At 36.0% G+C, this 24,245-nt stretch carries 27 protein-coding genes and 3 pseudogenes; 24 read left to right on the top strand and 6 right to left on the bottom strand.

Annotated elements, in window-relative coordinates:
* Positions 1 to 87: 87 nt before the first annotated feature.
* From RCG23_RS00470 to RCG23_RS00410, 13 genes and pseudogenes are all read left to right on the top strand, one after another.
* Positions 88 to 807 (top strand): hypothetical protein, encoded by a 720-nt coding sequence (locus RCG23_RS00470; protein ID WP_308178110.1) that lies wholly within the window; start codon positions 88 to 90, stop codon positions 805 to 807.
* A 12-nt stretch (positions 808 to 819) separates the two neighbouring features.
* A pseudogene (locus RCG23_RS00465) lies at positions 820 to 1,080 on the top strand (GNAT family N-acetyltransferase); the annotation flags it as partial.
* A gap of 67 nt (positions 1,081 to 1,147) precedes the next feature.
* Positions 1,148 to 2,011: an aminoglycoside phosphotransferase family protein gene (locus tag RCG23_RS00460; RefSeq protein ID WP_308178109.1), complete on the top strand. Its 864-nt coding sequence runs from the start codon at positions 1,148 to 1,150 to the stop codon at positions 2,009 to 2,011.
* A 252-nt stretch (positions 2,012 to 2,263) separates the two neighbouring features.
* Entirely contained in the window at positions 2,264 to 2,839 is a 576-nt protein-coding gene (locus RCG23_RS00455; protein WP_308178108.1) for a GNAT family N-acetyltransferase, read from the top strand.
* Positions 2,840 to 3,113: 274 nt separating this feature from the next.
* Entirely contained in the window at positions 3,114 to 3,395 is a 282-nt protein-coding gene (locus RCG23_RS00450; RefSeq protein ID WP_308178107.1) for a hypothetical protein, read from the top strand.
* A 74-nt stretch (positions 3,396 to 3,469) separates the two neighbouring features.
* On the top strand, positions 3,470 to 3,772 hold the full coding sequence (locus RCG23_RS00445) for a hypothetical protein (RefSeq protein ID WP_308178106.1): 303 nt from the start codon (positions 3,470 to 3,472) through the stop codon (positions 3,770 to 3,772).
* A 185-nt stretch (positions 3,773 to 3,957) separates the two neighbouring features.
* Positions 3,958 to 4,314: a YjgN family protein gene (locus tag RCG23_RS00440; protein ID WP_308178105.1), complete on the top strand. Its 357-nt coding sequence runs from the start codon at positions 3,958 to 3,960 to the stop codon at positions 4,312 to 4,314.
* Between the two features lie 139 nt (positions 4,315 to 4,453).
* A complete protein-coding gene (locus RCG23_RS00435) occupies positions 4,454 to 4,996 on the top strand; it encodes a GNAT family N-acetyltransferase (protein ID WP_308178104.1) in 543 nt (180 codons plus the stop codon).
* A 235-nt stretch (positions 4,997 to 5,231) separates the two neighbouring features.
* Entirely contained in the window at positions 5,232 to 5,468 is a 237-nt protein-coding gene (locus tag RCG23_RS00430; protein WP_308178103.1) for a hypothetical protein, read from the top strand.
* Positions 5,469 to 5,626: 158 nt separating this feature from the next.
* The gene (locus RCG23_RS00425) at positions 5,627 to 6,073 is read left to right on the top strand and encodes a hypothetical protein (protein WP_308178102.1); all 447 of its coding nucleotides are present in this window, start codon (positions 5,627 to 5,629) and stop codon (positions 6,071 to 6,073) included.
* A 159-nt stretch (positions 6,074 to 6,232) separates the two neighbouring features.
* A complete protein-coding gene (locus RCG23_RS00420) occupies positions 6,233 to 7,237 on the top strand; it encodes a DUF3231 family protein (protein ID WP_308178101.1) in 1,005 nt (334 codons plus the stop codon).
* Between the two features lie 267 nt (positions 7,238 to 7,504).
* Complete coding sequence (locus RCG23_RS00415) at positions 7,505 to 7,993, top strand: hypothetical protein (protein ID WP_308178100.1); 489 nt, start codon at positions 7,505 to 7,507, stop codon at positions 7,991 to 7,993.
* Between the two features lie 215 nt (positions 7,994 to 8,208).
* On the top strand, positions 8,209 to 8,676 hold the full coding sequence (locus RCG23_RS00410; protein WP_308178099.1) for a hypothetical protein: 468 nt from the start codon (positions 8,209 to 8,211) through the stop codon (positions 8,674 to 8,676).
* A gap of 472 nt (positions 8,677 to 9,148) precedes the next feature.
* On the opposite strand, the gene RCG23_RS00405 is transcribed toward RCG23_RS00410, so the two are convergent.
* A complete protein-coding gene (locus tag RCG23_RS00405; RefSeq protein WP_308178098.1) occupies positions 9,149 to 10,423 on the bottom strand; it encodes an IS110 family RNA-guided transposase in 1,275 nt (424 codons plus the stop codon).
* A 188-nt stretch (positions 10,424 to 10,611) separates the two neighbouring features.
* Here RCG23_RS00405 and RCG23_RS00400 point away from each other — a divergent pair, with 188 nt between their 5' ends.
* On the top strand, positions 10,612 to 11,427 hold the full coding sequence (locus RCG23_RS00400) for a class I SAM-dependent methyltransferase (RefSeq protein WP_308178097.1): 816 nt from the start codon (positions 10,612 to 10,614) through the stop codon (positions 11,425 to 11,427).
* A gap of 378 nt (positions 11,428 to 11,805) precedes the next feature.
* On the opposite strand, the pseudogene RCG23_RS00395 reads toward RCG23_RS00400, so the two are convergent.
* From RCG23_RS00395 to RCG23_RS00385, 3 genes and pseudogenes are all read right to left on the bottom strand, one after another.
* Positions 11,806 to 12,012 (bottom strand): annotated as a pseudogene (locus RCG23_RS00395) (KGG domain-containing protein); the annotation flags it as partial.
* A gap of 755 nt (positions 12,013 to 12,767) precedes the next feature.
* Positions 12,768 to 13,019 carry a WGxxGxxG family protein gene (locus RCG23_RS00390; protein WP_308178096.1) on the bottom strand — a complete coding sequence of 84 codons (252 nt, stop codon included), beginning with the start codon at positions 13,017 to 13,019 and terminating at the stop codon, positions 12,768 to 12,770.
* A gap of 152 nt (positions 13,020 to 13,171) precedes the next feature.
* Positions 13,172 to 13,677 (bottom strand): annotated as a pseudogene (locus RCG23_RS00385) (DUF3231 family protein).
* Between the two features lie 597 nt (positions 13,678 to 14,274).
* On the opposite strand from RCG23_RS00385, the gene RCG23_RS00380 reads away from it, so the two are divergent.
* From RCG23_RS00380 to RCG23_RS00370, 3 genes are all read left to right on the top strand, one after another.
* Positions 14,275 to 14,559: a hypothetical protein gene (locus RCG23_RS00380; protein WP_308178095.1), complete on the top strand. Its 285-nt coding sequence runs from the start codon at positions 14,275 to 14,277 to the stop codon at positions 14,557 to 14,559.
* 247 nt (positions 14,560 to 14,806) lie between these two features.
* The gene (locus RCG23_RS00375; protein WP_308178094.1) at positions 14,807 to 15,055 is read left to right on the top strand and encodes a hypothetical protein; all 249 of its coding nucleotides are present in this window, start codon (positions 14,807 to 14,809) and stop codon (positions 15,053 to 15,055) included.
* A 185-nt stretch (positions 15,056 to 15,240) separates the two neighbouring features.
* Positions 15,241 to 16,536 carry an IS110 family RNA-guided transposase gene (locus RCG23_RS00370; RefSeq protein ID WP_308178093.1) on the top strand — a complete coding sequence of 432 codons (1,296 nt, stop codon included), beginning with the start codon at positions 15,241 to 15,243 and terminating at the stop codon, positions 16,534 to 16,536.
* Positions 16,537 to 16,992: 456 nt separating this feature from the next.
* Here RCG23_RS00370 and RCG23_RS00365 read toward each other — a convergent pair whose 3' ends face one another.
* Complete coding sequence (locus RCG23_RS00365) at positions 16,993 to 17,229, bottom strand: hypothetical protein (protein ID WP_308178092.1); 237 nt, start codon at positions 17,227 to 17,229, stop codon at positions 16,993 to 16,995.
* A gap of 232 nt (positions 17,230 to 17,461) precedes the next feature.
* On the opposite strand from RCG23_RS00365, the gene RCG23_RS00360 reads away from it, so the two are divergent.
* The gene (locus RCG23_RS00360; protein WP_308178091.1) at positions 17,462 to 18,136 is read left to right on the top strand and encodes a hypothetical protein; all 675 of its coding nucleotides are present in this window, start codon (positions 17,462 to 17,464) and stop codon (positions 18,134 to 18,136) included.
* Between the two features lie 217 nt (positions 18,137 to 18,353).
* Positions 18,354 to 18,776, top strand: a complete 423-nt coding sequence (locus tag RCG23_RS00355) for a GNAT family N-acetyltransferase (RefSeq protein WP_308178090.1) — start codon at positions 18,354 to 18,356, stop codon at positions 18,774 to 18,776.
* A 169-nt stretch (positions 18,777 to 18,945) separates the two neighbouring features.
* On the opposite strand, the gene RCG23_RS00350 is transcribed toward RCG23_RS00355, so the two are convergent.
* Positions 18,946 to 19,881 carry a dipeptidase gene (locus RCG23_RS00350; protein ID WP_308178089.1) on the bottom strand — a complete coding sequence of 312 codons (936 nt, stop codon included), beginning with the start codon at positions 19,879 to 19,881 and terminating at the stop codon, positions 18,946 to 18,948.
* A gap of 276 nt (positions 19,882 to 20,157) precedes the next feature.
* Here RCG23_RS00350 and RCG23_RS00345 point away from each other — a divergent pair, with 276 nt between their 5' ends.
* From RCG23_RS00345 to RCG23_RS00325, 5 genes are all read left to right on the top strand, one after another.
* Positions 20,158 to 20,586 carry a hypothetical protein gene (locus RCG23_RS00345; protein ID WP_308178088.1) on the top strand — a complete coding sequence of 143 codons (429 nt, stop codon included), beginning with the start codon at positions 20,158 to 20,160 and terminating at the stop codon, positions 20,584 to 20,586.
* Entirely contained in the window at positions 20,526 to 22,241 is a 1,716-nt protein-coding gene (locus tag RCG23_RS00340) for a peptidoglycan D,D-transpeptidase FtsI family protein (RefSeq protein ID WP_308178087.1), read from the top strand. Before RCG23_RS00345 ends, RCG23_RS00340 begins: the two co-directional genes overlap by 61 nt.
* A gap of 157 nt (positions 22,242 to 22,398) precedes the next feature.
* Positions 22,399 to 22,923 carry a hypothetical protein gene (locus RCG23_RS00335; RefSeq protein WP_308178086.1) on the top strand — a complete coding sequence of 175 codons (525 nt, stop codon included), beginning with the start codon at positions 22,399 to 22,401 and terminating at the stop codon, positions 22,921 to 22,923.
* 363 nt (positions 22,924 to 23,286) lie between these two features.
* Positions 23,287 to 23,463, top strand: a complete 177-nt coding sequence (locus tag RCG23_RS00330) for a hypothetical protein (protein ID WP_308178085.1) — start codon at positions 23,287 to 23,289, stop codon at positions 23,461 to 23,463.
* A gap of 272 nt (positions 23,464 to 23,735) precedes the next feature.
* On the top strand, positions 23,736 to 24,128 hold the full coding sequence (locus tag RCG23_RS00325) for a RidA family protein (RefSeq protein WP_308178084.1): 393 nt from the start codon (positions 23,736 to 23,738) through the stop codon (positions 24,126 to 24,128).
* The last annotated feature ends 117 nt before the right edge of the window (positions 24,129 to 24,245 follow it).

Below are 24,245 nucleotides of genomic sequence, written 5' to 3'. Positions count from 1 at the left end.
TTTTTCTTATTGAAGTAACGGGAGTTTAGTTGAGTAAGAGCGGAATTAAAAACTTAAAAATAATGTAAATGTAAATGGAGATGGGGAATGAAGAATATTAAACGGACATTTTTTGCTGCCGTTGTTGTTTTACTAGTTGCTGGGGGTTGGTTTTGTTACCTGAAAATGACAGATGATACTTATGAAGGAATGTCAATTATTCCTGAACGACACGATTATATTCCTTTATTTGAAGGGTTAGAACCAACAAGAAGCAATTACGTTATAGAAGAGAATCGCTGGAAGGATGTATATGATTTTTACTTTAAGAAACTACCTGAACTAGGATGGAAGAATGAATATGTACAAACTGCACTTGAAGATGATGACTCTGAAAATGATTGGGGAGGATTTCAATCTCGTTGGACAAAAGAAGGTTTTGAAGGAGAGTTAACCATTTCTGCATCATATAATAAATTTGACGAACAAACGGAGGTAATGTTCGATCAAACACCAATTTTTCATACTTCAACTTGGATAAATAAAGTTCCCGAAAGTATATGTATATATCAGAATTCAAACAATCGAGATTGTACGGTAATAAAAGATAGAGGTAAGATTCAGAAAATAGTGAGTCTCATTAACGATGCTATTGATTTGGAAGAAAAACCATTACCACGTGAAAAAGCAAGTACAATTGATTTTGGCGAGATAGATATAAAGGTTCTTTACGAAAAGGAGAAAGTAGTTTATTTTCAGTCGGAAAAAGGTCTGAAATTTATGAAACCAGAACCTGAATTTTTTGAACTTACGGGAATCTCACAATAAACAGTATTAATTGTATATGAAACTGGATTGAGCGTACTACCCTCGTATCAAGGGAAAGGAATAGCTACAAAAGCAGTTAAGTTAGCAATAGAAGAAGCATCTAGTGAGAACAAGTATAAATACATTCACGCATTCCCATCGATTGATAATTCTGCTTCTAATGCAATTTGTCGTAAGCTTGATTTTCAGTTTATCTCTGAATGCGAATTTGAATATCCTCCAGGAAGCTTTATGCGGTGCAATAATTGGCGTTATAACTTAATTGGACAATAGCTGATTTTTCAAAATAATCGAGTTGTTAAACCAAGGGCAATATTATTGAAAAAGGGGGGGGGATTTGATGTTAAATCGTGTCATTGAACAATTTGGATTGCAGGTATTATCAATTAATGAGGTTGAAGATTCTCATAGTTCAACAGTCTATAAATGTAATTTGCTTAATGGTGAAAATGTTTTTTTAAAAATTCCCTATACAAAATTGAAGTTTCAGCGGGAGTTAGAAGCTTATGAAATTTTAAAAGGAAGCGTTGCTATTCCCAAGATGTTGGATTATTGGTCTGGTGATGAGGATTGTTCTGGTGCTTTTTTATTATCCGAATTAAAAGGACAATCGTTAACAACTGAGGCTTCACCAACAGTAGCGTTTCATGTCGGGGTTATTCATGCCTCGATGCATTCAATTCAGCCGTCTTTTGTGAAAGTGTTGGCTGGCATACAAAATGAATTTCCGAACTGGTCTAAATTTATGGAACATCAATTTTATAGTTTTGCTGAAGATGTAAGAGATGTTTTGGATAAAGGTTTATACAAACAAGCCCTTGAAAAATTTGGAGAAATGAAACAACAACTACCTTCCCCAGATGGACCTAGCTTTATACATATGGATTTCCGCCCAGCAAATATAATTATTGATGGCAATAAAGTTTCAGGAATAATAGATTTTGAAAGCGTACGATTTGGTTCAACAGAAATCGATTTCACCAAACTGTATCGTGATTTTTTATGCTTCGATTTTACCTTGTATCAGGCATATAAAGAAGGCTATAACAGTATCAGACCTTTAATTGATTTAGAAGTTGTATTGCCTTTTTATCGATTTACAGATGCCTTCAATAGTATCGGGTGGTGTAAACGTCGTGGAATTGAAAAAAATGCTTTATTTCTTGAAGAAAATTTAGCAAGTTTAAAAAAACTGTTACTATAAAATCGGGCGATTTTGAACTATGCGCCTTTCGAAATTAAACGATTTTATTATCTCTACTCAGTTTATGCAATATTATATAGTTAGATTGTGAAGATATGTAACGAGTGCTTTACTTCAAGAAGGAGTAAAGCCTTTTCTTATTTAAGTAATGGGCAGTTTAGTGGAAGAAGGAATTAGTACCTCTCGAAGAGAAATATTGTACAAACCATTTTCAATATCTTATGATATTCCCCATTAAGGAGGGTGGCTTTTTTGGTGATTGATAAAATATTTAGCGATTTTCCTACCTTAGAAACCGAAAGACTTAAACTTAGAAAGATAACTATAGATGATGTAGAAGTTATGTATTCATACTGTTCTAATGAGGAAGTGCCAAAGTATGCTTCTTGGAACGCTCACAATTCTTTAGCGGAAACAAAGGAGACTATTGAACGGGTAATATATCAATGGGAAAATAAGAAATTGGTTCATTGGGGTATTGAATATAAAGAAAACAGAAAATTGATTGGTACGATTGAATTTGTTACATGGGATCCACAACATAAAGTTGCTGAAATCGGATATGCTCTATCTCAGGATTATTGGGGAAAGGGAATCGCCTCAGAAGCCGCATGTGAAGTAATAAAATTCGGCTTTAACAATATGAACTTGGTTCGTATTCAAGCCAGATGCTACTTAGAAAATATCGGTTCTGCACGCGTAATGGAAAAGGCAAAGATGTCCTTGGAAGGTGTCATTAGAAAAGGGCTGTTCGTCAAAGGAAAACATCAAGATTTAAAAATGTATTCAATAATAAGCGAAGAGTTTTACCTCCTACATAAAAGCTAGTTATATCCGAATCATTTGTAAAAGCCTTAGTATAGAGGTAGTTTATTAAGAATTATAAAATTATGACTTTTATTTATTTCTAACGGACATTTGTGTTGGAAACTTATGGCTGTCATTCAGGGAGCTTTTTATATAGATAGATTGTGAAGGGTTGTACTTAAACTAATGGGGGCTTTACTTCAAGAAGGAGTAAAGCCTTTTCTTATTCAAGTAACGGCGGTTAGTTCAATAAGAAGTTGCTATAATAGTATTAAAAAATTGGTGGAGTGTTTCTATGAAAGGATTTAAAGATTCCCCTAATACAATGGTTATTACACTAAAAGAAATTTTAGCTGGGACAAAACCTATACTTTATGTATCACACGACGAAGAAGAAGGAATGTGGCAATTCCTTGATGGTACTGTTGGACTTGATGCAGATAATGCAAGAATAGTTTCTCTTGCAGAAATCCTTGAGATAGATGATTCTCTTTCTTTACTATGCGATTTACCCCTTGGTTGGAAAGCTGAAAGAGATAATAAAGATGCCTTATGGAATAGCCGAGAAAATGTATAACGCATTTCACTTTGCATATTAAGCTAACTGGTGCAAGAGTTCAAGAATGAAATAGCGGGAGATAGGAGAATACAATGGAGATTTATTATTTTATGTTTGAGGGTATTCCAAGTTCAGATAGCCCAGATAAGGATGAATGTGCAGGTGCATTTATAAACTGTTGGGTGGACTCAACTGATATGAATTCAGCATTAATCAAAGCCAATAACTACATCAATGATGAAGGATGGATTGTTCTAAGTATCGAAGAACAGTGTATGGCAAACCGAAATGATTATGAAGGAGACTCTGAATTGGAAGAGTCTCTGGAGTGCTTTGACGAAGCATTAACCGAGGGTATTTCCGCAATATTTCATATTTGGACTTATGATGATTAATTTAACTGTTTAGGTGTTTTTTTCTTCCTCAACTAACTGGGGCAAGAGTTTAATAACGTGGCTGCTTTGGCAGCTTTTATTTTTTGTTCCGCTAACGGGTGAGGATAGTTGTATAAAGCAATTTTGTACTAGAATAAAGACTCTCCATATGGAATAATTAGGTTTAAACGGGAGGTGATGGAAAAATGAGTACAGAAGTTGTGTTTAACAATAATATTCAATACGTCGCTACTGGAACTGGTAAATCATATTTTGATGGTGGACTTTTACAATTCATAGGTTGGACTTTACTGGGGTGGTTGGTGACAGTATGTACATTTGGGATTTGCTACCCTTGGGCAATCACAATGATATATGGATGGAAAATAAATCATACTGTCATTGAAGGACGTAGACTCAAATTCAATGGAAGTGCAATTGGGCTCTTCGGAAATTGGATTAAGTGGTGGTTCTTTTGCGTTATCACTATTGGTATTTATTCATTCTGGCTTTTTATTGCCCTTGAAAAGTGGAAAGCGAAACATACAACTTTTGCAAATTGATAATTAAGGTAATGAGTGCGTTAATCCAAAAAGGACTAACGCACTTTTTGTTGAACTTCTTATTGAACAAACAGGGCAATTAATTAAAGAAGAATTTAATAAATGAGATTGAACATTTTTAGGTAATGGAGGGGCAATTATGATGATAATTAGAGCTGTTAAACAAGAAGAATATAGTTTTATAGAAGATTTTGTTTATGAAATATTCAAGAATACGAGCTATTCAGATGGTGTAGTTGAAAAATCTCTTGTAAGAGAAATTCGGGAAAAACAATATTACATCCCACAATTAGATTTAGTTGTTGAGGAGAAAGGGGAAATTATAGGGCACTTTATACTTTCAAAACTTCCAATAAGTAATAAAAATGAAAACGAAATTTTAATGTTATCCCCCGTCTCTGTGGCAATTAAAAAGCAACGACAAGGTGTTGGTAAGTTTATGTTGCAGGAAGGTATTAAATTAGCTTCTGAAAGAGGATATAAGGGAATTATTGTTGAAGGAGATTTTAGATATTATCGACGCTTTGGATTTAAAACATCAACTGAGTTCGGTATATATGCGTCCAAGAAAAACTTACCGCCATCCAAGGAGAATCTAATGGCAATGGAGTTGTGTAAAGATGGGTTGAAAAACATCTCCGGTGAAGTGGACTATACAATTTATCATTCATTAACACATTGAAATTTATTTAACACTTCAAATATAAATGGGTGCGTTGCTCCAGGCAAGATTAACCACCTTTTTTGTTGAATTTCTTATTAAACTAAAGTGGCAGGTTAGTTCAATAAAAGATCATAAATAGGTTACATTTTATAAGGTATTCTGAAATTGAAGTTTCGATTTTTATGTATTTGATTTGTAGCAGAGCTTATCAATAAATGGTGATTCTGAGTTGAGGGGAGAAGGAAATTACTTTATGATATTTTTATTTTGTTTAGCTTTAGTGGGGTTGATGTTGGGGATAGTAGGTTTCTTGTATCAAAGAAGGGCTATTAATAAATTAATTAAAAAAGAACAACCTGTTGAAACAAAAGATAAAGAAAACAATCATGTGTTAAAGCAAAATTTAATAGGTGCAGGTTCAATGTTATTAGGCTCGCTTCTTGTTCTAATAGCATTAATTTTATCTCTTTTACCCTATTATAAGTTTTAAATTATTTTGTACTACTATTAATGAACTAAAGGGTGCTTATGTTTTAGATGGGGTTGCGGCAGCGACCCCTTTCTTGTTATTGCACTAACAGAGCAGTTTAGTTTAATAAGAACCATTGGTATAATTAGGTTATTTGGCAAGAAAGAAGGGATTTACTTTTGAAAAATGATTACAAAGACAATGATGATTTACAACTATATGACTCTGTTGTTGAAAGTTTAGGAATAAATCACAAAGAAAAGAAAATCTCGTTTTACATATTAAAAGTAATTGAATCCATTTATAAAAGTGAAACAAGTTTTACTTACAAAGTTAGGAAAGGAATTTTAGAATTTTCAGGTGTTGTATATGCTGACATTCCTTATTTCATCGAGTTTGATGAATGGAATGAGTTTTATCGTTCGGCAATATTAAAATCATCATCCTTAATCGACCAGCTTCCTGAACGAAGTAAATTAAACAAAAATCTTACACACATCTATTTAGGCATAGATGTAGGAAATGAGTTTTCTAAGAAAGATATTGTTTGCGAAGAATATAATTTGTCTGTTGAAGACCAGGACTATATTTTGCACGATGATTTTGACTGGTTATATGAAGAATGATGTTAAGCTAACGGGTGCTTATGTTTAAGATGGGGTTGCGGCAGTTGCCTCTTTCTTGTTAGTGCACTAACGAAGCAGGTTTGTTAAAGAAGGGTTATTGACTTATAATTTTTCAATCCTTTTTGTACATAATAAAAATTAAAAGGAGTATGAGTAAATATGGAGCATAACCCCAAACTTGTTTCTTCAGAAGTTGCAGCATTGTGGACTGCTTATATGCAGAATTCTATGTCTTATTGTATCCTTCAGCATTTTGACAACGTAAACGAAGATACTGATAGTACGGACATAATTCATACAGCTTTAACAAATTGTAATTTTGTAGTAAATGAAGTCAAACAAATCTTTGAAAAAGAAAATCATGCATTACCTATGGGATTCACACAAGAAGATGTAAATTTAAAAGCGGGTCGATTATATTCGGATCTTTTTACCTTGCGATATATTAAATACATGGCTGCTGCTGGAACAGCAGCGGCGGCAGCTTTACTTGAAGTATTGGCACGAAACGATGTAAGAGAAATTTTTTCGAAAACTTCCGAAATGTTTATGAAACTTTACAATAATGCTTGTGACTTACTTCTTAAGAAGGGTGCATTTATACGTTCTCCTACCATAGCTCCCATGGAAAAAGCTGAATACCTTCAAAGTGAATCATTTTTATCAGGATTAATCGGCAAACATCGCCCTTTAACTGCCATTGAACTAGCCCATATCTCTAAAAATACGGAAACAAACTCAATTGGTAGAACATTTGTAGCTGGTTTTTCCCAATCTGCTAAATCACCTGAAGTTAGAAAATATTTGGAGAGAGGTACGGAAATAGCCGCAAAGCATGAAACTGTGTTTAGACAAATATTAGTAGAAGATGGAGTCCCGTTACCAAGCTCATGGGATTCAACGATTTCACAATCAATCAATGCTCCTTATTCAGATAAGTTAATGATGTTTCATACCAATAGTCTAACAGCCATTAGCGTCGCTGGTTATGGGGCAGCAATTGGAGGAAGCCTTAGAAAGGATTTAGGTGGACATTACACAAGACTAGTGGCTGAAATACTTCAATATGCAAATGACGGTGTTAAATTAATGATTGAAAACAGGTGGATGGAACAACCACCACAAAATGTAGATAGGGAAGCATTGAGAAATAGAAGTATTTAATTGTGAGCGAAACTGACTAAAATAGCTATTTGCTTTTGCAAATCGCTATTAATATTGTTATTTGACCAATAGGTTATGTTTGGCTATTGTGAAGAATTATACTTAAAGTAACGGGTGCGATACTTCAATTACGAAGATCGCCTTTTTCTTCTTCAAGTAACGGGAGTTTAGTTGAAGAAATATTATTTTTACGTTGAATTTTGTAATTACCGAATAATAAGCGTATCCCTCAAAAAAATGGTAATTATATAAAATAGAGGTGATTACGTGATAGGACTTATTATAGCAATTATCGTTTATAATTTTATCGCCTTTAAGACAAATAAGAAACTAACAGGTAATAAAATTATACAAATTTGGACATTTACCGTTGCGTTTCAGATAATATTTGATGTCATTGTTGATTATAAATATCACGGTTACTGGTATTTTACTAAAGCCATTGATTGGCAAGGAATTATTCCACATTTACTATTAGTCCCACCAGTTAATATGATTTTTTTAAATTGGTTTCCTTTTGAAAAGAAAATCACTAAACAATTTGTGTACCTTGTAACTTTTGTATTAGCAATAGTAATTTACGAAGCAATAGCTAAATTACCGAATCCTTGGGGATACTTTCATAATGGATGGTGGACGCTTGGGTACTCGGTTATCGTAGACCCGATACTTCTATTGATATTATTAGGATTTTATAAATGGATAAGCCAGCTAGAAATAAAAGCAGTAAGCAAATATAAGAAAAATGGTAATTGATTAGCGAATTTAACTTTTATAATGACTTTACTCAACTAACGGGTGCATTACTTCAAGAACCACCTGCCGTTTGTGGTAGCTATTTTTCTTATTGTGCAAACGTGCAGTAAAGTTCAATCAATGGCTATATTAAATTTAAAAACCTCTGGAACAAAATATGGTTCTTACCCGTCTATTCAAATAAGTATAAGGTAAAAATCATAGGAGGAAGAATAATGAAAAATTTGTTGGCAGGTTCATTGTTTGTTTTATGTATATCCTTGTTGGGTTGTAGTCCATTAAATAATAATGAAGTTACTGCAAAGCTAGGGGAAATTCAAACTAATCCTGTGGAACAAGTTCAAGACTTAACAATAGTTGAAGCAATCTCAAAAACAATTACTTTTCATAACGATTTAATAAGAGGAACATCTAAAAATGACTTTCCACCCAAAATGAAAAAGGGACAAATCATCTCCAAGGAAATTAAAATAGGTGGGCCATCAGGTCATACAACAAGACTCAATAAGTCTGTTGAAGCAAAAAAAGATGGTAGTCACTATATTGTAACGTTAATAAAGAATTATAATGTCACAGTAAACGGAATAGAAGCTAAAAGCATATGGAAATACGATGTTTCCGATGAAGGGGTTAAGATGTTAGATAAAAAAGAGGATGATAATGTTATTAATGGCATCAAATAAAGCATTTTGCATATTAAGCTAATGGGGATGCTTTAGTTGATGATAAGGCTGCTTAATCAGGGTAACTTTTTTCCTTATTCAACTCCCTCAGTTTAATTCGTTTTTCTCCCGAATGCTCGCTAATTCGCAGGATTTCATCCACCAAAGATATTTTTTACTGGCTGTATGAAGTAATTTGAGGACATTTAGGCTACGTGAAGACATAGTTAAATAAAGGAGTATAATTACACTCCATATTTTACCATATAATGTACTTCTCCACGCCGCCCCTGGAGGCTTTCCCTCCCATGTCTCAACGGGTCCATTGGCCGCTTTCATTCCTTCGTTATGCCTATCCAAGGGGTGGAGGCCAGTCTAGCTAAAGGTATGGGTCAGTGCCCTTTTGTTGAATAAATCTGGTACTCCGTACATATTTGAAATCCTGCGAATAAGCCAACACTCGATATAATTCTTTTGGAAACAAGAATTTAACTTAAGCAGCCAAATCCGTTAGAGCATAAACCTTTTTAGCACAATAAGGTTCATCCTTGCGTGCGATTCCTACAAAGACCCTTGCCAGTTTCCCGACAAGCTTCATGATGGATTTCATTTTCTTCATCTTTTTCACTTTAACGTTATGGGAATGGAGGGTCTTGAATTCCGGATTGTTCATCACTAGACTCATAGTGGCTAGATAGAGGAAACGTCTTAGTCTCGATCTGCCACGCTTTGATAGAACAATTTGTCCTTTCCATTTCCCTGAACTGGCTTCGGAGAGGTGGAGCCCTGCATGGCGGAGTAAGGAATTGCCGTGTGAAAACCCGCTTAAATCTCCTGCTTCACCTAATATACCGGCCAATGAAATCTCACTAATTCCTTTAATCATAAGAAGCTTATTGGCAAAAGGAATTTTAGATAATACATCTTTAATTGCACGCTCAACTCTATCCAGTTGTTGAACCGTTAGGTCATACTCTTCGAGTAATTGTTCCAGATGCAATTTGTATGCCTCGATTGCTTGAGTTGTACCAACTGATTTCCTGGCTACATTGAGAATCAGATAGGCTTTCTTTAACCCAGGCTGCCTCTTCATAAGTGTTTTCCACCCAGTAACTATTTCGGCAGGATTCTTTGAAATCAGATCTGAAGGGGAGGGGAAAAGCTTAAGGGTTGCGATTGCCCCTTTCGCTGTTATGTCCTTAAATACTTGCCTGAGTTCTGGAAAAACAATGTCCACCCAGCGGTTTAATTGATTGACAGAACTTACAAGCCTTTTAACTACAACATCCCGATTGGATATGAGAACCCTAAGTTTTTCATACGGTTCGGAAGAAGGCCTTACAAAGGAATAGTATCCGTTCTTCACCATATCGGCTATTACCAAAGCGTCTTTCTTATCACTTTTTGATTGAGTATTATCTCGATTTTCCTTATTTCGTTTGACCAAGTGAGGATTTACAGTAACTACTTCAATGTCCTGGGTTATTAACCACTTTGAGAGGTTGACCCAGTAATGGCCTGTCGGTTCCATTCCAACAATGGTGTCCTCGAGTTTATTTATTCCTTTCAGCTTTTGTATCCAGTTTAATAGCTTCTCAAAACCCTCTTCATTATTCTCAAATGGAAGGGGATCTCCGACAATAATGCCCCGGAAGTTCACGGCTCTCGCAACGTGTAACTGTTGGGCTATATCTATACCAACTACTAAATGTTTATCGGAAATTCTTTCAATTAGTTGATTTTGTTTGTCCTGCATTTTAAACTTCATAGTAAGGGTTCCTCCTAGGGATGAGTTAGAGTCGTGTCTTACTCATATCTTACTGAGGAGCCCTGTTTTTTTCAAAGCTCAAAATTAACGCTCTACAGGAATGCTAACGGAGCAAGTTAGTTTAACAAAAATTTCCTTTTAGATAATTGTGTATTGTTATAAAATTACATTAAAGGGGAGGAGTTTAGATGGATAGCTTGGAAATCGTAAGAAAATTCTATGATGAAACAGTAAACTACGAATGGGAACGGTTAGATAGACACAAAGTAGAGTTTGAACTTAGTAAACGCTATATAAACCGTTATATTAAACCAAATGACGTAGTGTTGGATCTCGGTGGTGGACCAGGCAAGTATTCACTTTATCTTTCTCAGCAGGGTTGCGATGTCACATTGGCTGACCTTTCACAAAAGAATATAGATTTTGCGTTGAATAAGGCGAAGGAACTTAGTCTTCCACTTAATGGCGTTTGTGTAGATGGCCGTGATTTATCTTCAATTGATGATGGTCAATTCGATCATATTCTATGTATGGGACCAATGTATCATTTAAAAAATGAAAATGACCGAGTAAAACTAATAAAAGAATGCTTAAAAAAGTTAAAGCCCGATGGTACAATTTTTGTGGCTTTCGTCTCTTCCTATTCATTTGTATGGGATTATCTAATACGTAACCCTCAATTTATATTGGATGATGAAAGGAAATTACAACTAAATATGATGGTAGAGGATGTGAATTTTTTCGGACAAGGGTTTACTGATAATTTTTTTATCCGTCCCAAAGATGTCCTTCCTTTTTTTGAACAATTTAATCTTAATAAAATGCATTTACTAAATTGCGAAAGTTTTTTGTATTTGCGTGAAGCAGAATTACTTAGACAATCACCCGAAGTGGTATCAGCTTGGATAGACTTTGCAGAGCAGGTTTGCGAGAGAGAAGATATGCTGAGTTTTGCAGAACATATAATGTATATTGCTAAAAAAATCGAAGGGTCGATACCTTAACAAAGCATCGACTTTCCTATTTACTTTGCAATTAGCAGTTTGTGAAGAATTGTACTTAAACAAGCGGGGGCATTACTTCAAGAAGGAGTATGCACCTTTTTGTTGAACTAACAGGGAGGTTAATTGAAAAATTTCTAAACTGATAGTGTAGAGGTATATAGAATGCCAATAGACAAACAGTATTACCGACCGGAATGTTGTAATGATTTGTACAGGATAATGTATTATGATTTACCATAGGAGCTTATTCCTCTTTTTCACATAGAAAAACGACAGCTAATATAGCTGCCGTCTTCCTTATATCAAGTATAGCTTTGTCATTTTGACCTAATCGTTTTAGTTACGGCCTCTACCATTTGAGGAGTTATTATCATTATCATTTTGGCTTCTTGCTTCTCCACCTTTACGACCAATTTCCTGGTAGAAATCCTTGTCATGATTTTCAGACGTTGCCTCTCCGCCTTTGCTGCGAATCTCCTGATAAAACTCTTTGTCATGGTTACGGCTTGTTTCTTCGCCACCCATACGTCCTCTTTCCTCACGAGACATCTTAGAATCATTACTATTACCGTTGTTTTTAGCCATTTTAAGATCACTCCTTAAGATTATTGAGGTTACATCATATACATAGCCTGTACAACGAAAATAAAACTAGAAAATTAGTAGTGTAATAACATTGTAAAATTTCATTAAAATTTGTCTTTTTTACTTAAGCACTGTTAACAGTCAGGATGAATTTTTTATGAGTAACTATGAAAGAATCAACAGCCTGTTAAGAGAGCTTTTGGTTCATTAATTTGTCCCCAAGCGACTTATTGGTTGAAAGAGGAGCGTCCCAAATCCGATCAGATTTAAAGATTTCTTGCTATTTTAATAATCCTTTGTTCCAGACGCTCATCTCTTAAGGAAAGGTCGATAATAGTTGATAATATAGTTCGGCAGTAAAAGGGATACCGGGGGAAATAATACTCATTGATTCAATACCATTATCATTTAAGCATTGCATGCTGCTCACAATTCTCAATTAACGATTGAGACCATTTTCATTCTCCGTTCAAGTAACTTTTGAAGAGGGTGGAAAAGTAGAGATATCTGCAAAATGGCTTTTTACGCATTAAGAGTTAGGATAGAGTTATGAAATTTTTAAAAGAATTAAAGACCACCTAATTCAGTTGCATTTTTCAGGTTGGAGGGCAGAGGGCTAGCTTGGTTAATAATGTCGATTATACGTATTTATCCATGCAAAAAAGGATCCTAAGGATCCTTTTTTTATTTAATACTCTAATAAGCGATCTTTTAGCTAGGTTTGGGTAATCCATTAGATTTAATAAATCTAATTACTAATCTTTTCTGTCATTTCTTCTTCTTAAGCCCAATAGTCCTGCTAATCCAAGTAAACCAATCCAACCCCAATCAGTATCGTCGTCGTCATCGTTAACGTTTCCTGTTTGGGATACAGGAGTGATTCCATTGTTATCGTTGTTGTTGTTGTTGTTGTTGTTGTTATTTTGAGCGTTAACATTTAACCCAAATAGCATGACGACAGCTATGCTAAGAGCAACAAAAGAGTTAAGAATTTTTTTAAGCATCATATTACTCCTTTCAATATTATAACTTTAATATTTCCCAAAAAAATAACATTATTCTATTTGTAAAACGGAGATGAAAAAATTGGAAAGGGAGAAAAGACCTGATTACAATAAAGAAAAGGGCAACACAAAGTATCGCCCTAGAATTTTAAATATTATTCAGATTTATTTAAATGAAGAGGAGGAGGGACTAACCATCCTTTTTCCTTATTTAATTTTAACATTTTTAAACCAAATTGGCCTTTGCCAAATGAAATTGTCCATACATCATAGCAATATCTTCTCTGATACATTGTCCCATTATTTGGCTGCAAGCTACTAGTGCAGCAGCGACGTCCTTGGAAATAGATGCACTAATCTCTGGATCACTAAATCTTGCTCCGACAGGGATTTCCTCTAAATTTGCGTTAGGACGATCTGGTGGTGCTGGAGGCAAGCCGATACCATTTGTTTTAAGAAGATCTTGTAATTGTTGGTTTTCGTTTTTCATACCTTGAATTGCTTCTTCAACAAGTTTTTTCAAATCCTGATCACCGGTGTGATTAATATAAGACTGATAACCAGCAATTAAGCCATTGTTTGCTAATAGGTGAGTCCAAGTTCCAAAAACCTCACCATAATGCATTGGTTCATCCTGAGGATTACCACTTAAAATTCCCATGACTACACTCCTTATCATTTTTTGTACATTCATGAATTACTCCTTAAAAGAAATAGACCACTAAGACTAGTATTAATTAATACATTTATTATTATTCATTTATTAAGTGCTTTTTTTGAAAGGAACATTTTATTTATATTGAGAAAACAAATCACTGTGGAACAGTGCAAACATTAAATGCCCGAAAAGAAAAGGTTCTTCTTCAGCTAACGGGGGTGTTAGTTCAAATAGAAGAAATGCAGAGTGATGAATTTTTGCCAATAGATGAACAGACTTTATCGCATGAAATCCTTTTTGCTTCAGGTTCAAATATACTAATACACTTTAAAAATAATAATATTTTCGTGACTAAAGTAAAACAGGATTAATTTATTTTCAATGTGTGATAAAGGGGCATATCTCCTTATTCAACTGAGGGATGCAAGAGGTGAAGGTCGGAACTGTCATTGAGGCGGCTTTTCTTATTGTGCTAAAGAAGCAGGTTAGTTCAATAAGAACTAAGAAATGAACTTACCCAGAACAAAAAATATGTTAAAATTTAGGAAAATGTTACTCCTTCAAAATACAAGGGAATAAAAAGTGAAAGGGGGATAATTCGTGGAAAATTCTTCAACGGATACCTCAAAAGAAAAAAATATTCATCAAACAGTGAATAATCCGCAATCTTTAAACTCATTAGAACAAGATAGCGCACCTTTTAACGATGTAATAAAACACATAGACATTGTTAATGGTTTCCAATCCCCTAAAAAATTAGAGCAAATTCCAAAATGGTTCCAAAATCCTGTCAAAGTTATTTCAACCATCTTCATACTTGTTCTCATATCAACGTTACTTTATCAATTTATCCAAATTATTATCTCAATTATTACTGATAAGTAGCTTCCCCCTTGAGAGCTTATTTGCCCTTCGTATTAATAAAACTATCAGGTGCGATGCTTTTATAATGAAGGATCGCTTTTTCCTTATTCAATTAACGGGGCAATTTAGTAAAAGAAAGATAGGTTAGTAATTTTTCTGAAAAATCCTCGGAACAACATATTAAATGAAAAAAGATTTAAATATAAAAATGGAAATATAATGTGAAAATCATTTAATCATTCCTAATGAAAGTAAAGGAGAGAGGATAATGAAATCTCAAGGGCTTTTTTGGTTGCGTCTTTTAATTGCGGTAGTTTGTTTCATCCTATCCATATATAGCTTTTTCAGTAAAACAGATTTACTTCCCATTATGTTTACATTAATGTCTGTTTTATTTTTTTTGAATGGTTTGGATATTGCTAAATATAAAAACCAACCTAAGGAAATGGGCTACTTTTATTTCTTTGTGGGAGGTTTTATGATAATTACAACTATTGCTAAAACTTTATTCAGCTAACGGGTGCGTTGATCCAGGAAGGATTAACCGCCTTTTTTGTTGAATTTCTTATTGAAGTAAAGGGGCAGCATTCCTGTAATGAGTGAAAATGGAGTTTGAACAAAAGAATAACCTCTTGGTAAAATGAGTAGGTCCTGAAGCTGCGCAGCGAAAAGGACATTAATCAAATACCAGGAGGCTTTAAAATGAATTATAACCAGAATAAGAAGATTGCTCAAATAACTTCTCAAACTCTTATTATAGGAGTCGATATTGCTAAATTCAAGCATGTGGCACGTGCCCAGGATTTTAGAGGAATAGAGTTTGGATCACCATGTTATTTTGAAAATACAAAAGAGGGATTTGAGCATTTTCTTAAGTGGATTTCAGAAATCAAGAAAGAACAAAGTATGGATAAAGTCGTGGTTGGGATGGAACCAACAGGCCACTATTGGTTTAATCTCGCTCATATTTTAAAAGAAAACGAGATTAAATTTGTAGCGGTAAATCCATTGCATGTAAAGAAAAGCAAGGAACTAGATGATAACTCACCTACTAAGAATGATGTGAAAGACGCTAAAGTTATAGCTCAGCTGGTCAAAGACGGACGATACGCCGAACCTACGATACCACAAGGTGTTTATGCCGAACTCCGTGTCGCAAAGAAAATACGCGATCTTTTAACAGAGGATCTTCAAACGGTCCAAGGGCAGGTTCACAACTGGATTGATCGGTACTTTCCTGAATTTCTAACAGTCTTTAAGAAGTGGGAGGGCAAGGCAGCGTTACAATTCTTAAAGCTCTATGCCTTACCTCATGAAATCGTAAATTTCACTGAACATGAACTGCTCTCCCATTTAAGAAAAGCCGTAACACGGAGTGTGGGATTAAGTAAGATTCGAGAGTTAAAGCAAGCAGCCAGTAAGTCCATCGGACTTCGACAAGGCTCCGAAATGGCTAAATTAGAGCTAAAAACGATCCTGGCTAAATATGAATTAATTCAGTTAAAATTCGAAGAATTGGATGCAAAAATAGATGGTTTACTTGATGAAATACCAGGTGTACCTCAAATGTTAGCCATAAAAGGTGTGGGAAGGGATACAATTGCCGGCTTCTTTGCGGAAGTTGGTGATCTTAGTGAATATACTCATCCCCGGCAAATTATTAAGCTGGCCGGCTTAAGCTTAAAAGAAAATACATCCGGTAAGCACAAAGGAAAAACGACCATCACAAAAAGAGGACGGAAGAAACTGAGAGCTCTGTTATTCAGAGTTTGTATGATTCACGTCGCCAAAAATTCTGCATTTAAGGCATTACATGCTTACTATACTCAACGTCCAGATAATCCATTAAAGAAGATGCAGTCTCTTATCGCTTTATGTAATAAACTGATCCGTATCTTCTTTAGTATAGGTAAAAAGCAATTTGAGTTTAGTGAAGAAAAGATGTTAAAAGACATCCCTCATTTGTCAGTATTAAAGAAGGCAGAATTGGCCGCTTAATTTTGTTTTTTGTTTAGATAAATAATAGTAATGTTTTATAGTTTTGGGGACATTGGAAGCACGGATTAGTCGGCAAAGCAACTAAATTACGGGCTAAGACCCTGTGGGGCAGCATGGCCGACATCCACCTCATGGTAAGGTTGGACGAAGGAATTTGAGAGCGAAGACTCTGTGAGACATGGGAGGGTTGACCTCCATGAGAAATGTGGACATCTACCAGTGCGATCATATTTTTACTCACCCACCAATTTTTGTAATTGGCAGGTTAGTGGGTGACGGCTCATTTTCCTTTTGAAGTCCAATTTTATCCTTTCAAGTGATAATTCCCCAACTATTAAACATTTACCGGAAGGTAAACTACTATGAAAATCTAAGAAAACAGGAGAAAACGAGAGATTTTCCTTTCTTCATTGAGGGAGGTTATTTATAGAAAAAAACAAGGCATATCTTCAAGAATCAAATAAGGAATAAACATTTAGTTCCCAAGTAGTAGGGGTTCGCAATAAAAGTATTCTGTTCTTCATTCTTACCTTCTTCAAAGGGCTCAAATTGTGTTTTAAAAACAGTGTGTTTATTACCAAAATTATTTATGACAATGTAGGTGGTATCCAATTCTCTCGCTACCTGATATTCCTTTCCTAAGTCGAACTCGAATTCTAAACCACCGTTATGTGTGCAAATGACTTTTTTCATACAAACCACAACCTCCCGGAATATTTGTCATTATTTACTAAATCTTTCGTCTGGAGGATGATTTTTATGTCCTATTTTTTTAATACTCGTAGTAGGTTATTTAGGGGAAACAGCAGCCTCCTTTTCGCCTATTGAAACAAACGGGGAGGTTAGCACAAGAAAGGGGATTAATTAATGAGATGAAGAAATTAATAATGTTTTGAATTTATCTTTACTTGAGCGAGGATTTCATATGGCAAAAAGACCTTATGGTAAGCACTGGAAAGGTTTAAAAGGGTACAGGGTAAGGGAAGGAAAAGATGTTGATAATCACTATTTTGGTGGACAAGTTTGTGATTTGCCTGATTGTAATTTATGTGGAGAGAAGATGCATCTAATATTTTGTTTTGATTTAAAAGATGAAAGGCTTTCCGAAATAAAAGCTAACGAACTAAATATTTTACCATTAGTATCTTGCTTGAACTGTTCAATGGTGTGGAAACCTCAATATTTTCAGTTAAGTAATGGGGGCAAATCCATTCAAGTAATAAGTCAGGAAAATACGGATGATTGGGTTCAAGATGTGAAAGATAGACTACCTGTACCACTTCCAAGGACAAATGTAAATCTTATTGAAATGAAAGCTGAAGATATTCCAACTAATGAAGAAAATTATGATACGGCATTTGATTTATTTGGTTCGGAATATTTATGCCGGCTATTAGGTGCCCCTTTGTATGATGAGGTTCCTGAAGATTTAGAATGTCCGGTTTGCAACCAAGAAATGAAGTATATTGCCACAGTTACACAAGACATTGGGGAACGGGAACTTATTTCAGTTGTGGATTTTCAACTAGGTGAGATGAATATTTTCTTTCATTTATGCAAGGATTGTCTAGTTTTAAAATCTCAAATACAAGGAACATAAAAAAATAGTGTGCATTATTGACGGTTGGTTTAAGGCTATTTCAATAGCCTTTTTCTTATTCAAAAGAAAGTTTGTGAAAAGCTGTACTTACACTAACGGGTGCACAAGTCGAAGAAGAAACCAGAAAAGGATGGACTGAAATGCATCCTTTTTATTTATCAAAATATCAACTTTATTGTTTAATAGAGCCAATCTTTTAAATGAGGAGTGGAATCAATTGATAAGAAATGCAAATATTGATGATGCAGCAGGAATTTGTGAGTTGTGTGTCCAATTAGGTTATTCAGTGACAAAAGAACAAGTGAAAGATCGGTTAGATCGGCTAACAAATGATACAAACAACGCAGTTTTTGTATATATAAATGATGATTCTCAAATTTGTGGCTGGGTACATGTATTTGGAAAGCTATTAATTGAACTAGAATACGCTGAAATAGGCGGATTGGTTGTTGACCGTAATTTTAGAAGACAAGGAATCGGTTTGAAATTAATGAAAATATGCGAAGACTGGGCACAAGAACATAGCTATCAGGAAATTAGGCTGCGTTCTGGTGGACAAAGAAAAGAAGCTCATGAATTTTACCGGCAAATTGGCTATGAAAATCCTAATTGGCAGCAATTGTTTATCCTTAAATTGTAGAGGAGTTAGTCAACAGCAATTCGTTTATGAAGCGATCAAAAGATAATGGGATTTTCTAAGAATTATCAAAGTAAAAGCGTGCCAAATGGCGCGCTTTTTTCTATCCGCTAAAGTAAAATTCCCTGAACACTTCTGTTTATTTCGCAGCTGCTCTATAATTCTTCCTGCTTCATCGGCCCATGCCTGGACGGTGGTTGAGGAAGTTATCATATGCAAAGCCTCTTACATCTTCTTCACCATAATATTTTAATAGTTCATTGATAAGATTTTGTGTTTTAGAGGCATCTTCTAAACCATTAATAAAGGAAAATATGCCATCAAAATCTGATCCAAACCCAATTTGCTTCACACCGCCCAGCGAACAGAAATGATCAATATGCTTCACAAGGTCCGGAATCGAAGCCTTGCCGTTTTCACAGATAAATGGGGGATTGTAAACGACATGGACCATGCCGCCTTTTTGGAACATAGCCATTGCCTGCTCATCCGTTAAATTCCGTGGATGCGGGCAAAGTGTCCTGGAGTTTGAATGGCTCGCAATTGGATAATTCGCGATCTCCATCACATCCCAAAAAGCCTGGTCGCATAAATGAGAAACGTCAGTAAGAATTTGGTGTTCATTTTGAAACCGGACAATTTCCTTGCCAAAAAGCGTAAGTCCCGCACCACGTGGCTCACCGGCTCCATCAGCTGCTAAATTCGCATTGTTCCATGTCAAGCCCACAGAACGAACGCCAAGCTGAAATAGAATATGTAATTTGGAAATATCGTTACCGATGGCATCTACGCCTTCAAGCGTTAGCATTGCACCGATTTGCCCATTTTTTAATTTATCAAAATCAGACCACTCTTTAATATGTACCATATCCGGGTTATTTCCCAGCACTTCTTTGTAAAAGTAATCCACTTGCCCAAGGGCTGTCTGAAATTTTTGGTCAGAAGGGATATCCGGATCGATAAAAATGGCAAAACACTGAACCTTGACATTCCCAAGATGCAGTCGTGTTTTATTCGTTTCCAATTCAGGGGCATCAAAATATCGTAAAGAACATTTAGCATCCTGCAGCTTCATTAGTGCATCACAATGCAAGTCAATAACGTTCATACTCAGGACTCCTTTTTTTAGGGTTAATAAAATTATATCATCAACTTTTAAAGCTAAGACGAATTAATTTATTTAAGGAAAAGTTAAGTCGTCTCCAGAAGAAAACAAAAAAATTGGAATCCTATAAAAAAGTGAACACATTTGGGCAGTGTGTTCGTCTATAATAAGAGATGGGAAAGGATGGTATTTTATCCAATCGATTCTTGTTTTTGAATCTCTACATAATCCTGAAGGTTCATATAAAACCGTTATTTTTTACTTGGAGGGGCATTCATTTTGGAGATTAACGTAAACGTCAAGAAGCCGAAAAAAACTTTTATCCGCCTAAACATACTCTTTTTTATTATTTTTATACTATTTTCTACCCTGGTCATTCGGCTGGGGGTAATTCAAATTGTATATGGTGATAGCTTTAAACGGGAAGTGGATCGGACACAGGATGTAACGGTAAGTATGCCTACTCCCAGAGGGCGAATTTTGGACCGAAATGGAAATAGCATTGTCTATAATACTCCCCAAAAAGCAATCACTTATATCAAACAATTAGATACGACCTCAAAGCAAATGCTTGCCACTGCAAAAAAGCTTTCTAAGTATATAGATGTTAAGACTGCTAAGGTGACAGAAAGAGATAAAAAGGATTATTGGATATTGACCCATCCGAAACTGGCCAAAAAAAAGTCACAATGGAAGAGAAAAAACTAGTAGATGCTAAGAAACTCTCGAACAAGGATCTATATCAAAAACAGCTTAAGCGAATTACGGAAGAAGAATTAAATAAGTTGACTCCAAAGGATTTACAGGTCGCGGCTATTTACAGGCAAATGTCGGCAGGCTATGCCTTAAATACTCAATATATTAAAAATAAAGATGTTACAGAAAAGGAATATGCTTTTGTAAGTGAACACCTTGATGAATTGCCAGGTGTTGATGTATCGACGGACTGGGAGAGAGGATATAAATACGGCAGCACACTCCGCTCTGTACTCGGAGCTGTCACCACCTCTGATGAAGGTCTGCCGAAGGAGGAAGAACAAAAATTTGTTGCACTAGGTTATAACCGGAATGAACGAGTCGGCAAGAGCTATATCGAAAAGCAGTATGAAGACGTTTTGCAGGGACAAAAAGAAAAGGTTAAAAATGTGACATTCAATGGTTCCACGATTGAAACTGAAACCGTTCGGGAAGGCACGAGGGGAAATGACCTGGTCCTGACGGTTGATATGGATTTGCAGAGCGAAGTCGACAAAATCGTCACGGAAGAATTACTTAAAACGAAGGAAACACATAGAGATACTCCATTCCTTGACAGGGCTTATGCTATGCTGATGGATCCTTTTACCGGTGATATACTGGCTATGTCCGGAAAAAGATTGGTTGTTGACAAGGAAACGAATACTAGAAAAATAATGGATGATGCCCTTGGGACATTTACGACCTCCTATACCAATGGCTCTGTTGTTAAGGGTGCAACCGTTTTAACGGGTTATCAAACCGGCGCCATCTCTCCCGGAAATAAAGAGAGGGATGAGCCCATCATTCTAAAAGATACACCTATAAAAAAATCCTATCGTACATTTGGATGGATTAATGACCTTGAGGCATTAAAGTTTTCCTCCAACGTGTATATGTTTAAAACGGCGATGAAAATTGGCGGCACTCACTACGTACCCAATGGATATTTGAATATTAACCCAGAAGCTTTTAATGTGATGAGAAAGAACTTCTCACAATTTGGGCTCGGGGTTAAGACAGGGATCGATCTGCCAAATGAATCCTCAGGATTCCACACCAATAGCAAAATATCAGGCCTCTTGCTTGACCTTGCGATCGGACAGTTCGACACCTACACGCCTCTTCAACTAGTACAATATGTTTCTACCATTGCGAATGGGGGTTATCGGATTAAGCCGCATCTTGCCAAGGAAATCCGGCAGCCGGGCGAGAAATACGATGAGCTGGGTCCGCTCCTGACTGAAATCCAACCTCAGGTTTTAAACCGGCTAGATATGAAACAGGAGTGGATTGAACGTGTTCAGGAAGGGTTCCGGCAAGTGATGCAGGTTCCAGGTGGGACGGGTTACCGGGTATTTGGCAATAAACCGTATAAACCAGCAGGTAAAACGGGAACCGCGCAAGCATTCTATGATGGTCCCGGTCATAAAAAGGGGGAAATACCACCCCCGACATGGAATATCACCTTAGTTGCCTATGCACCTTATGATCATCCTGAAGTGGCCATGTCTGTAGTCGTCCCGTGGGCATATCAATCGACTGACCCTGGAACAAGTAAGGCGATTGGAAGCAGGGTGCTGGATGCCTATTTTGATTTGAAGAAAAAAAGGAATTCTCAGAGATAATCCGAAACCTTGGAATAAAGAAGCTGAAGACAGGGATGGCTAGGTATTAAAATTCTAATATAGGTAAATATTCGACTAACGGCTAGGTAAAGTGGAGGCATTCTTTCACGACCTCGAGACGTTGTGATACAATCAAACCGTGAAAGGACGTGTTCATATGGCCATTATTCTCCCGCACCGAGAAGAAACACATTTAACTCATTATCATCCTCCGAAAGGCGACTATACCCCCTTCTCTGGAGTTGAGCATTACAACACTATGGTGAAATCATGGGGTCTCGGTTCCGGTTCGAAAAAAGAGTTCTGGTACAAAGGGAGGGGATACCAACGGATCGTGACACTTGAAGGTTATGAAAGCTACGGGGTCACAGCCGAATATTACACCCTTGTGATTCGTTTCCAGGACGGAAATCTGAGCTGTATCCATCCAGCCTACCTGAAGGAAATGCAAAGTTCCCAATACGGAAAGGAACTGAATGAAGGGGAAGCTGTTCAGGAAGTGATTCCTGCTGACAAAGCGGAAGAGGTTCCATCATCTGAAACCAAAAAGGAAAAGCCGAAAAAGGTAAAAGAACCAGCCCTCAACCTTCCGGAAGAGAAAGTATCGTTCACCGCAATGGTGGAAAAAGTGGTGCTAACCTACAATCCCTTCAATGAGGAAAATGACGACACCTTCTACTGAAGGAGGTCATAATCAATGGGGAAGAGCCGATGGAAGTGGGATATGCATGGTGCAGCTATAGCAAGACCCTAAAAAAGTTTGAGGTGGCCCTGGCGACCGGATTTCCTTTGATGCCAAAATAGCGAAGAAGAAGCTTCCGAAAGGGAAAGACGTAGAGGAGGAGCATCAGTCCCCTGTAGCGGTTCCCTATAAAATCAACAACCCTTCGAAACTGGTCAAACAATAAAAGCAGCCAATGGCTGCTTTTTTCCTTCTCCAGAAGAGTCTTTTCACTCGTTTCATCGTCCCATGTTCATTATTAACTGAATGTTCAAATTAATTGCATTTTGTGATATAATGGAAATAATAGGGAGTGTGATCTCGATGATAGGCATTTTAATTATTTTTGTTCTTTTGATTTTAGGATTTGCTTTATTAATAGACTGGAGACGTAAGAAAAATAATAATAATCCACATTTAACAACCAATCCAAACGCTAAGCCAGGGGATAGTTCAAACTATATAATGGGAGATAATAAATACATTGGAGGAGGAGGATAAAATACCTTGTCCTTATAAAAGGGGTTTTTAGCGAAAAATCGAAGCTGTCTTTCAGGCAGCTTTTTTTACTGTGCTAACGGGTAAGTTGAAGAAGGAAATATACTAAATTAGTTGAAATAATAATACTGGGATCAGTTTTGATTTATCTCAGAAGTATTCTTATCTGTTGACATATTCTTGAACAACAGAGGGATTTCGTTACAAACAATTGGTCAATATAATGGTAAAATATAGTATATTTTTCTTATTACATAGTAAAGGTTGGATTTTTTATGAAAATTTCAAGAAACCCAGACACTATTCATACTCCAGTTGCTCCATATGTACATCAAATCGAAATAACAGGTACTAATAGATGGTTAACTTTATCAGGACAATTAGGTATGGATATAGATGGTACATTACCGGAAAATCCTTTAGAACAAATGAAATTAGCATTAGAAAATGTGAAGAGAAACCTTGAAGCTGCTGAAATGAAAGTTAATGATTTAACTAAGTTGGTATTTTATTTAGTAGGTGAGTTTGAAGCTAAACAAAGAAGAAAAATTATAAGTGATTTTCTTGGTGAACACTTTCCGTGTACAACAATGGTTTATGTAGTTGCTTTGGCTGCACCTGCTTTTAAAGTTGAAATTGATGCTTGGGCATGTAAAGAGGTTGAGTAGAACTATATATCCCTTGTTCAACTGGTGTATTTCTGAACAGAGTTTCTTCTTGAAGTAAGAGGTGCTTTAGTTCAATAAGCTGATATACAGAAAAAAGCTCAAGCATAAGGCATTGAG

This window comes from Neobacillus sp. PS3-34, assembly GCF_030915465.1.
In the GTDB taxonomy this organism is placed as follows: Bacteria; Bacillota; Bacilli; order Bacillales; family Cytobacillaceae; genus Neobacillus_A.
The sequence above is the reverse complement of the archived record's forward strand: the minus strand, read 5'-3'. Positions and strand labels throughout refer to the sequence as shown.